This window comes from Vibrio alfacsensis, from assembly GCF_019670485.1.
Lineage (GTDB): Bacteria > Pseudomonadota > Gammaproteobacteria > Enterobacterales > Vibrionaceae > Vibrio > Vibrio alfacsensis.
On sequence record NZ_AP024165.1, the window covers coordinates 1,976,489 to 1,990,178 of the forward strand.

The window sequence follows — 13,690 nt, forward strand, 5'->3', positions numbered from 1 at the left end:
CATTTTAAACACATTTATCCATCAATATTGAGTTTTTTCGCCTCTAGGGACATGGACTTTTTCGTTGGAATTCGTCATGTCAAATACAATCTAGGACTAGGTTATTGCTAACAACACTTTTATTTTATATGCCTTTTTGCAACCTAAGACTGGCTAAAGCACTTTCTTCTAATTTAGACCACAAACGATAGTATAAACAATCCTGTTTAAGATTAATCTTTAGAGATATAGGAGCACTCTCTAGCCATTCATAAATCTGCATCACCTCGCATTCATGACACGTTTGTGCATAATTAAGTACAAATAATATAGACTCTTGGTCATGAACCTGTGTGGTTAAATCTAACTTCGTCTCAATATGTATCGGCAGAGCATTGACACTGGTATCTTGTTCAATAAGTGTATTCAACCATTCTTCATCTAGATGAGGTTTTGCTTTATCAAACCCCTGCTCTATCTTAAATAGATGAACCAACACTGCCCATAATTTCCACTGTTTCTCGCTTTCAAATAATGGTGGTTTGGTAAAAATGGGCAAAAACTCAATGGATCTTTCATACATTGACGGCCAATCCAACTCAAACGAATTTATCCCTTTATCACTCGCGGTAGACAGTGAAATAACAGCGTGCATGATAGCGACACTGACACCACTCGAAATAACCTGAGCAGATACATTTCTTTGACGAGCAAATTCAATGATCTGTTCCCATTTCTCTTCTGCCTCAAGCAACATGAACTTTAACGTATCTTTGTTGCGGCGCTCAATGTCTTCACTGCTCGCAATCGAATCATAGTGCTCAACCATCGATGCATGATCATGATTTTCGTATGCATCAATGAAGCCTTTCACCAGCATCCCAATTGGTTTTGAGGTCTGGCGATTTATCACAGGGGAACTCAGATAGCGAGTAATCAACCTGTTCAACGCCTCTTGACTCTGCTTCATCGCTTCTGGCAAAAACATACGGTATTTGGCTTGATCGATACCTAAACTCTCTCGTCCCCAAACCGTAACTTTGAGAAATCCATGTTGCCAATGCTGAAGTAATACACCTTCAAAGTCATATTCTGCTGTTTTACAAGGGCGTGCAAACTGACAGTAATAGCGGGGTAAAGCGCAATTTAACCAATCTTTGGTATGCTCCATTAACTCTTCACTATCACACAGTATGTAAAAACTTGGTGATGAACCTTGAGGGTAGCCGACCATATATTTGATCGCACTGCCACTTTCCAGTTGAGCCTGTGCATTGTTCACTTTTTCATGCCATTGACTGTTAGGGATGATCTTATTCTCCCCCTTGAAAAAGCCTTGTAATATTTGATTAGAATAACCAGTCATCATCTTCCTCCTCATCTACCGTTGCAACAAGGTTGGAGAAGTACAAATCTTCATACGTGTTTTTCTTTTCTGCAATCGCACTCGGGTTAGTGGTGTAGGTAATTCCTTCGAAATTGATACTTGCACCAAAAAAGGTAAAGTTCATCGAACCACGTATCAAACATGAATCCGTGAGCAAGCCCTTTTCGTGTAAGTCTTTATGTTCAGCAACCACAAATCGGCTCGGATAGTTCTTTAACGCTTGCTCTAACAAATATATTTTGTCTCTGTTTTCACGAATGGCTAGTTTTAGCGTCGCACCTGCTTCAACACAATTTTGCAACAATTCAAAAAAATAAATTTGGCGATGTCCCCAAGCAGGGTTTATCGAATCAAAATTGCCAGATGTATTATCTAAAACAGGAAAATCAGAAATCCATGGGCTTAATATATAGATCTCTCCAGGGTTTAAAGCCTCGCCCACCAATATAGAGGTGAGAAGATCTTTGACATGGGCTCGACCTATCGCTTCTTTTGTCTCAATAGAGCGCTCTGTTTGAATCATCATTGGAGGATATCCCTCACTTCAACCGTGATATGCATTGCTGATAAACGAGCTTGAACTTTCGTTATTCGTGGATAGAACATCATCTTATTGTATTCAATCATGCTAACATTTAACTCACTAAGCACAGATTTTACTTGTGACCTGTCCCCACCGTTAAATACCAAGATACACTTACCTGATAATTTTAACTCAGCTGATAGTTTGTTACGCCAAGTTCCAATAGGATCGAAATCGACCATAACATCTTTCGCCGTGATAATTTGAGTTAATAGAAGGCGTTCAGTCTTATTTTTATCTGCGCTAAACTGGTTATAAAAACCTAACTCTTGCTCTCGAATCATTGCACCACGCTGCCATAATTGAGACTGGATACGGTTTTTATTGCTATAAATGTCGCTATGCGTACCTCCTATGTTACGCGCCGCAAGATAAGCAACAATATGCAATGGAATCTCGATATCTACACACGCTTCATAATTACTCCATTCCTCGAGCAAATCTACAAGACGTTGATCCGTAGAAGAATTAGCACCTTTTTTCAGGATGCGAGAATAAAGCACACTATTCCAAGCATGTGACGGTAAGATACCTAATCGAGAGATTTGCAACTTCAGCGCTTTTGTCGCTTGTGAACGGTCATCTAAACTATTCGCCGAACGAATATTATTTACACCCTGCTGCAACACTTGATTTTGAGATAACTCTAACAAGAAATGTTGTAGATCAAAGTTTACCTGCTCATACTCTCCAGTCTCAAACGCATGACTTAGACAACCCAACGTACGAAGTGGATCTTCCCTATATGCCTCTCTGAACTTAGTGATATAACCAATCCCACCGACTTCGTTTTCATTCAACCAGATGTTTAACTTATCCCCATCCCAACTATGATCGAGATTAAATGACTGCTCCGAAACATCAGATACCAACTTCAAGAACATCGCATTAATACCGCCGCACAAAGTCTGCCCTAGAACCTTTTTGCCCCACTCAAAATAGTGCTCCGATTGCCCGTAACAAGGATCAAGGTCAAGTGCACACCTAACTGCGGCCATGTTGGAATCACTTTCAAAATAGTCTGATAGACGCTGATGCAAACCTTGCTCTTCATCCCCAACCTCTGTGCTACGACGTTGGAACATACCATTCACCACCTCAAGCAACAATTGTTTACCAGTAGATGAACAAAGGACTTCAAAGGCATCATTCAGTGCTAATTTTCTTTCATGACAAATTACAAACAATGCCGACATAACACATTCAAATATCCAGTTCGCCAAGAAGTACTCATGTTCGAACTGGTCTGAATTTAGAAAAGTGTCATGTAAATACTGATAATAAAGACCTTTCTGGTTATCGTTATGCGAGAGCAACTGTTGAATTTTCTCCTCAGAAAACTCAAAACTAAATTTCGCACTATCGACCCACAATTTAGTTCCTATAGCAACTTGCGCATTTTTCTGTTGCCATTGAAAAAATATGTTTGCTGGATCTAGACCTTTTTGAGCAAATGGAATACTTGCTTTTGCTCCTGTACAAAATCGAATCAATTCTACTGACGTGGAGTTGTCATGTGTAAAAAAGTCGATAGACTTCAACACTTCAAACCATTCGCTATTTTTCGGTACCGGTGTCAAATTACTGATCGAAGGCTCACGAATATCAAAATGCCACTGAAGAATGCTACTGCTTTTATTAGTAAGCGTTTTGTTCATCGCTCGCGTGGTTTTAACGAACCTAGGCTGATAAACTGCTATTTGGTTGCCATCAAACTCGACATAATCTTGCAACACTTGTTTGCTTACGTCACCGAAAGCATCTTCAATATCAAACCCTAAAATGTCTTTCTGACCGGGCGTGGGTTCGAAATTTACAGGTACCAACCAGTCCGGTACATTCAACGCCTTAACCGTGTAACGTTTAGACATTCGCCCCGGAGCAAACTCCTTAAGAGTCTGAAAGAAAGCCATGTTCTCTCGTTTATAGCATTGCTCATTCTTAGTCGAGCGATCCAGTACAACCGATAGGCCTTGAGTGTTGAGTCCAGAAAACAACTGAGATGCAATGTATTTAGGCATTGGCCCTGAATTACCATCACCTATTCCCTGCCAATACTGACCTCTTGCTCCCCAACTATATGCGAGATTTTGTTCAAGTTCAGGAAGAAAAGACATCATTATTGAACGAGGTGGAGCCCACATAACCACTTTAACTTGCTCATCGTTCAGCCCCAGCGTATTTTTTATGTGGGTGGTTAATTGCGCTATCTTTGAAGGGTTGCCCAACAATTCACTCACTGCGCGGTGTAATTTCTCGAGCCTTTCTGCATTTTTCTGCGGGTCTTTTAATGCGCTCCAAATATTTAACCATTTTAGCTGAGAGTCATTTTTAACAAACCACTCCAATGTAGCAAGAGAGGCGTGCATCTTATGAATATGCGAGTTTTCTGTCGGCAACTTAGTGGTACTGACTTTAGGGTCAATGAGTTGCTCATACTGCTGAAAGGCAATCCTATCTCGGCCAAAATCAGACAAAATAGTATACATCCACGGTCGCATACCGCGTCGACGCCCAGCTCGTCCCTTACGTTGTAGATAAGATGCTACGTTTCTTGGCGCTTTATGTTGAATTACAGCACCTACTGTAGGATCGTTATAGCCAACTTCTAATGAAGCGGTTGCAACAACCACATTTGCACCTTGGTTAACACCACTATCCTGACTTGATGTGCGCTCAACAATGTTAGCTTGTTCAAGATTGTGACCAATTCCTTCAGTAGCAGACCAGTCTTGCCCAAGTTGACGCTTAAGCGCTAGTGAGCAATTCGTATTTTCAGAAGAACGTAAATAAGCTAACGGCTTTTCATTTCTTAAGCTCGGCCGTAATTGTCCAAAAAAGTCTTGCTTACCTTCTGCATCCAAATAATCGTTGTAAAGACGGTTAATAACATCAAGATCATCGGTAAACACAAAAGCCTTTTGACCAAATACATCGTCCGATATATTTCTCTTTACACCGACATGGGTATCCAGCATACGACTTCCAAGCATCGTAGCCTGAATTGTTGCAGAAAGAAGACCTGTTTGAGAGGCAGGATCTCCACGAAGTGCTAATAGATATTCAGCACCTTCTTCCTCAATCTCTCGCTCAAATGACTCAACCAATTCGGTATTTTGGGGCAAGGTGCCAGTAAGATCCGCAAAGAAGTTCTTTGCATCAGCAAGCGTTGCAGATAAACCAACAAAATGGGGCTTAATACCACTAAATGCCATCCAGCGTTTCAATAGAAATGAGGTTTGCGCTCCGCTACTACCTTCATAAGTATGCACCTCATCAAGCAAAACCAAAGGTATAGCAATGTTACTTTCGTTTACACCAAAAAGCTGATTGAAATTCTTGTCACTAAGACGCTGGTTCAACATTTCTGTTGTTGTAAAAAGGATATCAGGGGGATTTTTTTGAGCACCTTCTCGTGTGGTGATGACTTCCTCGGAAGAAAGAATCGCATGACAGGTCGAGCAAACCACCTGTTTTGATTGCTTATTAAATTTTAGGATGCCACCACAGTCATGTTTTGGGCAAACCATTGGCCCAAATACCGCACCATCATCTGCATAACGCTCAGATAACGTATCACCATAAAACGTGCCAATGGTGATTTTTCGCTTACCTTTGGATTCTAAGAAATCATCCAACTTACGTGCTTCTCGATAGGTTTCCGAAAACTGGTCTTTCAGAAGTTCTTTACGAGGATAAATCGCAAGAATGCGTACTCGTCGATCATCATCATTAATTAAATCGGCTGCCAGTTTAGTCATCGCGGGTAGGTAAAAAGAGAGTGTTTTACCACTACCTGTGCCAGCACAAACAATCGTCGCGCTAGGATGATAAGCCCTTTTACGCCTATGCTGCTCATATTTTGTAAGGATGCGCTCTGTCGAGCGCACCTGAAAGCCTGACAACTGAAACCAGTCATCTCCTTTTTTCAATAAACTACTAAGAATGGCTTTCTCATTCGATGACTGAAATAGATTCTTTTGCTCCCATTGAGTAATTAAAGCTTGTGCATCGTTATCTCGCTTTGGATATTGGCGCGGTCGCTTTAAAAAACGAAAGTCCGATATTAGCGGTTTAGCGTCCTCAATTTCTTGTTTAGAGAACCACTGGCGAGACAACACTTGCAAGCGCACCGTCTCTGCCATTCGTGTTCGATAGCCATCATTATCAATCGGAAAGATAAAACGACGCTCTACAAGAGCGTCAAAATAATCGTTCACATAATAGTCAGAAACCCCGACATCTTTAAGGCTAGACTCAATTTCCGCGCGGGTAGAGAATACTTCAACGTCCCCCCAAGCCAATAACTCAGATTCTTTGTCTTCTATTTTATCTAATGCTTCAATGAGCTTATCTTTATCGATCGTGGTCATTATCTTTGTTTTACCATCAATGTATCGAGTTTATTGTTCTTTTCTAACCAATCCATAACTTCTGGGGTCAGCATAGATACAAACGCCACTGCACCAGGATTTTGTAGGGCATCAAATAGTTTTTTTACACCTCCAGGCAAAGCCTCGGTATTCATTTGAGATTTGAATTCTACACACTGTTTTGCAAACTGCTGAATTCTGGCTAACTGCCCTTGATCAAAAGTGAAGCTACCTATTTGACTATCAAACTCTCTCTTTGATCTTTTGTAATTGTTGTAGAGTTCAAAATTACCATGAGGGACTTTCTGTTGTTCTAAAATCACATCATTGACATTCGTTAAGCTATTTTGCTCTTCCGCCCACTCTTGCCAAATAACCTGGTGATTTTCAGAGAATAAGTTAGCAGTCTTGCTAACAGCCTGAGTCATTTCATAAAGAGTGTTTGCTTCATCAGCCAAGCTTTGGTCTTCAATCTCTCCCCAAAGGGTCTTAAATGCCAAATATCGTTCTCTAGCCGTCTCTAGCGCTAACTCTCCGCCCTCACAATAGAGATCAACCCCATCAATCAACTTAAGGCACTCTAATTTCTTAGCCTCTTCTTCAATTCGGCTAGAGGGGTTAGCGATGCGCGTAGAGATCGTCTTAAGTGCGTTCATCTGGTCTTCCAGGTTTGCACTGTTATGGTAATACCCAATTTGCTCGTTAAGTTCTTCTATTTGGCGTTTAAGACTCATGCGCAACTCCTAAAATTTGTAAAGATTTTTCTACACATGAAAGACGATCATTTATCACTTTTTTGTAGGTTTCGATTTGGCTGACGCCATTCTTAGCGTTAAATTCTCTGATGTTTTTATCTACTTTTGGAGATATTGCTTTCCAGTCATTGAGCACTTTTATCCAAAGATCCAGTTCTACTCCACTGATTTTATTTAATAATTTCACAGGATCATCTTGAGTTTGGTTTAGAGCAATGACCGACTTAGGCGTCTGAGAGGTCACTATTTCACCCAATTGCTTAACTCTCGAGCGCACGGTTTTTATGCTCACGTCATAACTAGGCATCATCTCTGCTGGAATATTTTTATAACTGATGTCCAGTAGTTCTAATAATTCCCGAAGTTGTTCTTTCGTTTCAGAACCCTCCAAATACTCTCTTAATGAAGTACTGGTGACCTTTACTTCTCGAATAACATTGGCTAACTCACTGGTCGACCTAACGACTTTGTCTCTATTACGAAATGCATTGGCGAAAGTAACAGGATGTACGGCATTGTTACCTATTAACATGGTGTTTAGCCACTTGGTTCGCAATTCATCCCACTCTATCAGCCATGTGTCGAATACAGCTTTATGTTGTGGATTGATTGCCGGTGGCAGTTCACTTTTAATCTGGCTCGACGTTTTTACTAACTGATTTAGTGCCTTGTCGATACCTGATAATTCAAATCCCATGCTATTAGCTAACGCGACATGATTGCTAATTGGAGTGTGCGCCGTTTGCTTTGCTAACTCCAAACACCTTGCCATAGCGACTGGCACCCATTTCTGCGCAAATTGCATGTATAGTGCGTAGTCTTCTAGTCCTTGCTCGTATGACCAACCAGGCCTTTGAATGTTTTTATCATTATTATCTAATTTATTTTCAACTGCATAGCGCATAATAGCTATCATTTGCTTCTTTAACAGCAAGGCATCAAGAGATGGCGATAACTCTTTATCACCAAAAGCATTTACTTTTGAGTTTTGATGGTTTGAGCGAGAACCAGGTAAATAGATTAAGGTTAATGCGCCTTGCTTCAAGAAAGCGTTCAATAGACTCTGGTTTTTTCCACCCCATACGTTGTTTGTATTTACCGAATAGTCAGCAAACCCTTTCTGTTGTTCAAGCATTTGAAAAAGAGCTAGTCGCAATGCATTACTAGGTGTTTGCTCTAAAACTGATTTTCCCGAGAACCATGCATTTACTATTTTAACAACTTCATCATGCTGTGATTCTGCTTTAGATACTTGTTTTGCACCTGAAGTTTTCGAATCATCTTGTTTACGTTTCTTGTCTTCAGTGTTAGTCGATCCCCCCCCAACGTTTTCACGCCTACCAGGAGTCGGGTTGACTACCGCTTGACCAGTCGCTTCCAAAGAAATTTCTTCGGAGAATAATGAAGCATCTAGACTAAAGGCTAGAGCCTGTCGCTTAGATAATTGTTTGAAACAATCTTCGCTCGTAGCAGCGTCCGAGTACAAAGACATAAAGCCAATTAAACGCCTTACCATATCTTTGCCTTGGATGTTTCGGTCAACTACCATAGCCGTTTCATCATTACGAAACTCACTAAGTTGCTCTTCAAACCAAGCACTTGGGTAACCATTTTGAATAAAACGTTCTCGATGATCGCGGAGAATAGCCAATAATACCTCCTGGATAACTACCCGAGGATTAAATCGAGTTCGGTTTCCTTTAAAAACATGCTTCTTAGCTAACTTTGTAATTGCTTGTTTGTTGTATGGAAACAGAGGAATTCCATTTTCTCCAGAACTGTCAGAGGATATGGAGACGTTAGAATAACCAAAATCATCTAACGCCTTTTGATCTGATTCTTCCAGGTCAATACTCCAGGCTTCTAACTCGGTCTCAATCTCTTTGATATTTATCAAACTATCAAGTGCATCGACACCATGACGAGCAGCATTCAAGTAGCGTGCACAAAAATCAACGACATCCTTAGGTGTAAACTTAAGCTCAGGAAAGTTCTCAACATCGAAATCCGTTGGCAATCGCCACTCAAAACGACCTCGAGTCCAAATTGTATTTCGGTGACTCTTGTAACTCTCTAGATCATCCGTCGTTGCAATCACGGACTTCATAGGACAGAGCACTTGTACTCCATCATCTATATCTTGCTCTAAAAGACTTTCTATCAGCACATCATCGATGGATGAAATCGCCGCAAGGTCTTCGACTAGAACGACCAAGGTCCTGTTTTGCTTCAATAGATACTTCCGGATCTCTTTGAATAAATCTTGAAAGTTACCCGTGCTGAACTGAAATAGGCGATTGAACATTAGCTTACAAGCTCGTTCAATCGCTTTGTTCGTCATCTCTGCGGCCATTTGACGTTTGGCAGCATCTGATTCCAATTGCAGGTTAGCATAGGCTTTACGTGCTCTCGCGCCCAATTGTGTTGAGACCTCATCACCACTAGCGAATTTGAAATCTTCAGCAACAACTTGAAAATTATCTTCTAAAAGTTCCGCATAAGACTTAATTTCAATCAATCGTGAAACCCGGCCTCTAACCGCTGAATCTTTGCCAGAGAAATTGGCTTTAATGTGTGGATCATCAAAAAAGTGCTGTAGTTCACTGGCAAATGACATTTCTGCCATAAACTGTTGCCCTTTTTCTTGAGTCATTTTACCTTCAGACTGGAGCGCTTGATGCTGTTTTTGCAGCCGTGCAGGGACTTCTCGAAACGCTTCGACAATATGCGCAAACATTAGGCTTGTGGTTGTGTCACGATCTAGGGAATTAGCGACTTTACCTATTTGATCGCGCGCATTGTCAAATATATCGCCTTCCAAACCACGAAGTAGAATCTCTAACACTTGAGATAAACTCGCATTCTTTGGAATCCGAATAATATGCCACTTCTCTTGCTCTGCTTTAGGGTGATTGTTAGCAACAGCGTTCAACCAACGTATCAAGTGAGACTTACCGCTACCAGATTCTCCGACGAGGGGAATGATATGATTATGCGCTAACAGTTGCTCCAGCAAATCCTGCTGACTTTTAACAAGTATTTCTTCTGAGCCGTAAGAAGTCACAACTAACTTCATTGGGTGATGTACTGCAAGAAGCAACTTATCACTCAATCGTTCGGCTTCGCTCAGGATGCAGGTTTCAATATTTTTGAGGCTTGGCCAATATGCTTGGATACTCATTTTTGTTCCGCTCTATTAAATCTGATGTTCGTGACTTCTGTGATCGTCGACTTCGGTAACGTCAATTCAAATCGCTGACTACTGTCTGACCGTGCTTCTAGACGAAGAAGATTCATCGCCTCCAAACGGAAAAGAGCAAGACTCATTGCTGAAGAAAGTCGAATATTACCGACACGAGATACGAGTTCTGGTCTCTTGGTATTGAGATACGGATACGGTTCCTGATGCGGATTGGAAAGTTCAGTTTGATATACTCCAGTATCAAAGATCGGCAAAATACGGTTTAATTGGTCAAGAAACTCTTGAAGAGACATTTCACTTTCGGAATCAAAAATACTGTCCAAGTGCCACTGTATAAACCTCGTCGGATCTGGAATGTAGGTGTCTCTACCTACGACCTCTAAAAATCCGAGCATGTGTCCGTAATTAATTACGCCAGCAGACTCATTTGTTTTGTTGTAGGTAATTCTAGCCGCATCAGGAACAACACTACTCACCATCAATTCATAAGCTTCAGTTGCTGTGAATGAAGTGTTTTTTACAAATGTTAACTCTTCTTGATACAAGAAAAAGCACATCGCCAATACAAACAACGAAAAGTCTTTAGATAAATCGTCATCTTTGAAGTAATCATCCAATGAGATAATTAGTTCGCCATCTTTAATATACTGTTTAGATATAATATCTATAATGCGCTTGGGCAGGTTTGAAGAGTTACAGAGAGGACTCATTGCAGAATATGCTTTTCCCTCTTCTGACGAAGATACCGACCAAAGCCCATATTTACCCCAAAAAGACAAAGATTCTCGCATCTTTTTCTTGGCATTTTCATTAAGTTCAAATTCACCATCAGAACCCTGTTTTAAATAAAGTGCATCAGGCATCGTTGAACTGAGCAATTTTGATTCTAATATTGCTGATTCACTTTTTTTGGATTTTCTGCTATTCAACAACTCATCTATTAGTTGTAATGTCGGTATATGACTACCTGGGTGTGCGTTGTTAATAATTGCCATAATTACAAATTCGCTAAAGTGGTTATATTTTTAATGTTGTTACTCGACTCCCACCATTTTCTGTGGTCGTTCATCGGATCTTTTAATTCGGAGTTTCCAAAATAATAATTAGTAAATTTTTCCATAAAGGTGATTGGCACCTTTAATGTTGAGTTTATGTCGGTTTCATCCTGTATGATGAATTTTCGATGCTCATACAACATTTGATCATTACATTCGTATTGACTAAATGGAATATGGAACCAAACCTTATTAGCGTAGTTATCCAAATAAGGTTTTGCTTGTTGTAAAAAATGCTCGCTACAAACTAGTGTTGTAACCTCTTCCTCATTTACTTTCTGTTTGAATACATTTATCAAACGTTCGACAAAGTCTGATGTCGCCTCGAAATAAAACTGATAAAGATTGTTCGAGTTACAGATTGGTTGAGATACAGTAAAAACATCGCCGACTAACGTCTTGTGAGAAGCTCTTCCATTTTCAACATCGCTTCGACCACATACTTTCAATGGCATAAAATTGTCTAGCATGAAGCTTTCCTGCAAAACTTCGCCTAGGGGCTTTTTATTAGTGATCCAATCAAGCAATAACTCCCCACGGTTGTTGAGAACTTTGTTTTCTTGGGCACGGTGTGCATTAACCAAATCTTCCCATGTATCCTTGATTACATGTCTATCATGGGTCACTTCTACCACAACTTTGTTGGTAAAATCAGACCAAAATTTAGCCCAACTCTCTTCATTATCCGGGACTAGTGAGGCGTCTGGATAACACAAACGCAGCAAACCTGCACGTTGCATAAGTAACAGCGTTTTCCAGTTCCATGTTGCGTTAGCATCAGAATTTTTCTCTATATGACTTGCCTGAGTGTTTACCTTAATCTCAAATAAGTTATCACCGACTTCAAAACGCTGTTTCCACATTGAGTTCCAACGTTCAAAACCCAGTTCAATACCAATTGTGTTACTGCGACTACGATTGGTAAGTTGGCCGCTGTGATAAATCACTTCACAGTACGAAGCTTTTCCATCTCGACCACTTCGACCTATTTCTTGATAATAGCCATCAATATTTTGGCTCAAGCCAGCATGAATTATTGTTCGTACGTCACCTTTATCCATACCAACACCAAAAGCTGTCGTTGCTACAATAATATCTAAGTTGTTGGCATCCCATTTTTCAATAATATCCGAGCGTTGAGTGTCTCTCGTATCTCCAGTAAACAAGCAAACTCTATTGACGCCTTTTGCCGATAGTTGCTGATAGATATCAGTACACTCTTGCTTGGTAGATGCATACACAATCAAAGGCTTAGGAGAACCAATTACCTTTTTAACCACCGCTGATATGTAGTCTTCTTTTTTAACCATTTGCTTCAAGCAAATAGGTTCCGGGCGTAAGAATGCACCATTGATCAAAGTCGGTTTGGTGTGAGCATCACCGAACAAGGCTCGAATAGTGACAAGAGACTGATCGGTAAATGTTGCGGACAGAAACACTTTCCTAAAACAACCACCTTTCTTTTTTAGCGCCTCTAATAATGCACCTAATTTTTGAAACTCTGGTCTAAAATCATCCCCCCAAGTGTCAATTAGGTGAGCCTCATCAAACACAACATTCTTTAATATTTTGGACTCAACCGCTTTGAACAGAGTTGGCAGGATCCCACTCACCATAGATTCCGGCGACACAAACAACACGCGTTGCTTTCCAGATAAAATATCTGACTTTATCTGAGCTTTCGTATCTTTGCTTAACTCTCCTCGCCATGCGTACTCAGCACAAGGTTGGTAACCCATTCGAGATATCGATGCTTTCATACGTTTGGCTTGATCAAGTGCCAACGCAGTTGTTGGTATCACTACAATGGTGAGTTCATCCGCGCGACTCAACCCTGTAAGTGTTTCAGTGACCAGAGTTTTTCCACACCCCGTTGGCAAATTCACGATGACTGTAGCATCAGGCTTTGAAGCAAGCGTCAAACGCACCGCCTCACGCTGTGCAGGCGTTGTATAAGTGTTAAACGGCAGGTTTAGTTTGTCTAAAACAGGATCATGTGGTGGTTGCTCGGAATAACGCTTTACCACCTGTTTATAAACAGGATCAGCATACTCATCTACAGCACCCGGTTCCAAAGCTATAGAATCAGAAATTGGATCAAATTTTAAGCCAGCACTAATTCCAGCGGCAAACTCCTCTTGATTTGGCCTTTTGCCAAGTCTCAAGCGCGCACTATCTAGATCTTCTTCTGTTGCCAGTAAATCTTTGGTTAAATACCAGAACTCCGTCAGGGTTAATTCCTGAGAATCCAATGCCTGTATAAAACGGCTCTTGAATTGAGAATCAAAGAAGAACTCAACCTCTGACTTAAGGTTTTCTAACATGTAATTTGGATAAAATTCACAGAATTTCATAG

At 40.6% G+C, this 13,690-nt stretch carries 7 protein-coding genes; all 7 read right to left on the bottom strand.

Annotated elements, in window-relative coordinates:
- Positions 1–124: 124 nt before the first annotated feature.
- Genes VA249_RS09130 through dpdF form a run of 7 tightly spaced genes read right to left on the bottom strand, consistent with a single transcriptional unit; the run spans position 125 to position 13,688 of the window.
- Complete coding sequence (locus tag VA249_RS09130; RefSeq protein WP_221067765.1) at positions 125–1,348, bottom strand: hypothetical protein; 1,224 nt, start codon at positions 1,346–1,348, stop codon at positions 125–127.
- Positions 1,329–1,892: a phospholipase D-like domain-containing protein DpdK gene (dpdK, locus tag VA249_RS09135; RefSeq protein ID WP_221067766.1), complete on the bottom strand. Its 564-nt coding sequence runs from the start codon at positions 1,890–1,892 to the stop codon at positions 1,329–1,331. The genes VA249_RS09130 and dpdK overlap by 20 nt, the downstream gene beginning before the upstream one ends.
- A complete protein-coding gene (gene dpdJ, locus VA249_RS09140; RefSeq protein WP_221067767.1) occupies positions 1,889–6,322 on the bottom strand; it encodes a protein DpdJ in 4,434 nt (1,477 codons plus the stop codon). Before dpdJ ends, dpdK begins: the two co-directional genes overlap by 4 nt.
- Positions 6,322–7,056, bottom strand: coding sequence for a protein DpdI (gene dpdI / locus VA249_RS09145; RefSeq protein ID WP_221067768.1), 735 nt, complete (start codon positions 7,054–7,056; stop codon positions 6,322–6,324). Before dpdI ends, dpdJ begins: the two co-directional genes overlap by 1 nt.
- Positions 7,046–10,258: a protein DpdH gene (gene dpdH, locus VA249_RS09150; RefSeq protein WP_275946574.1), complete on the bottom strand. Its 3,213-nt coding sequence runs from the start codon at positions 10,256–10,258 to the stop codon at positions 7,046–7,048. Before dpdH ends, dpdI begins: the two co-directional genes overlap by 11 nt.
- A complete protein-coding gene (dpdG, locus tag VA249_RS09155; RefSeq protein WP_221067770.1) occupies positions 10,255–11,274 on the bottom strand; it encodes a protein DpdG in 1,020 nt (339 codons plus the stop codon). The genes dpdH and dpdG overlap by 4 nt, the downstream gene beginning before the upstream one ends.
- A gap of 2 nt (positions 11,275–11,276) precedes the next feature.
- Entirely contained in the window at positions 11,277–13,688 is a 2,412-nt protein-coding gene (dpdF, locus tag VA249_RS09160; RefSeq protein WP_221067771.1) for a protein DpdF, read from the bottom strand.
- Between the last annotated feature and the right edge of the window lie 2 nt (positions 13,689–13,690).

Coding starts and splice junctions, on each gene's coding strand:
- VA249_RS09130 (WP_221067765.1), bottom strand. CDS start 1,348: ATGATGACTGGTTATTCTAATCAAATATTACAAGGCTTTTTCAAGGGG.
- dpdK (WP_221067766.1), bottom strand. CDS start 1,892: ATGATGATTCAAACAGAGCGCTCTATTGAGACAAAAGAAGCGATAGGT.
- dpdJ (WP_221067767.1), bottom strand. CDS start 6,322: ATGACCACGATCGATAAAGATAAGCTCATTGAAGCATTAGATAAAATA.
- dpdI (WP_221067768.1), bottom strand. CDS start 7,056: ATGAGTCTTAAACGCCAAATAGAAGAACTTAACGAGCAAATTGGGTAT.
- dpdH (WP_275946574.1), bottom strand. CDS start 10,258: ATGAGTATCCAAGCATATTGGCCAAGCCTCAAAAATATTGAAACCTGC.
- dpdG (WP_221067770.1), bottom strand. CDS start 11,274: ATGGCAATTATTAACAACGCACACCCAGGTAGTCATATACCGACATTA.
- dpdF (WP_221067771.1), bottom strand. CDS start 13,688: ATGAAATTCTGTGAATTTTATCCAAATTACATGTTAGAAAACCTTAAG.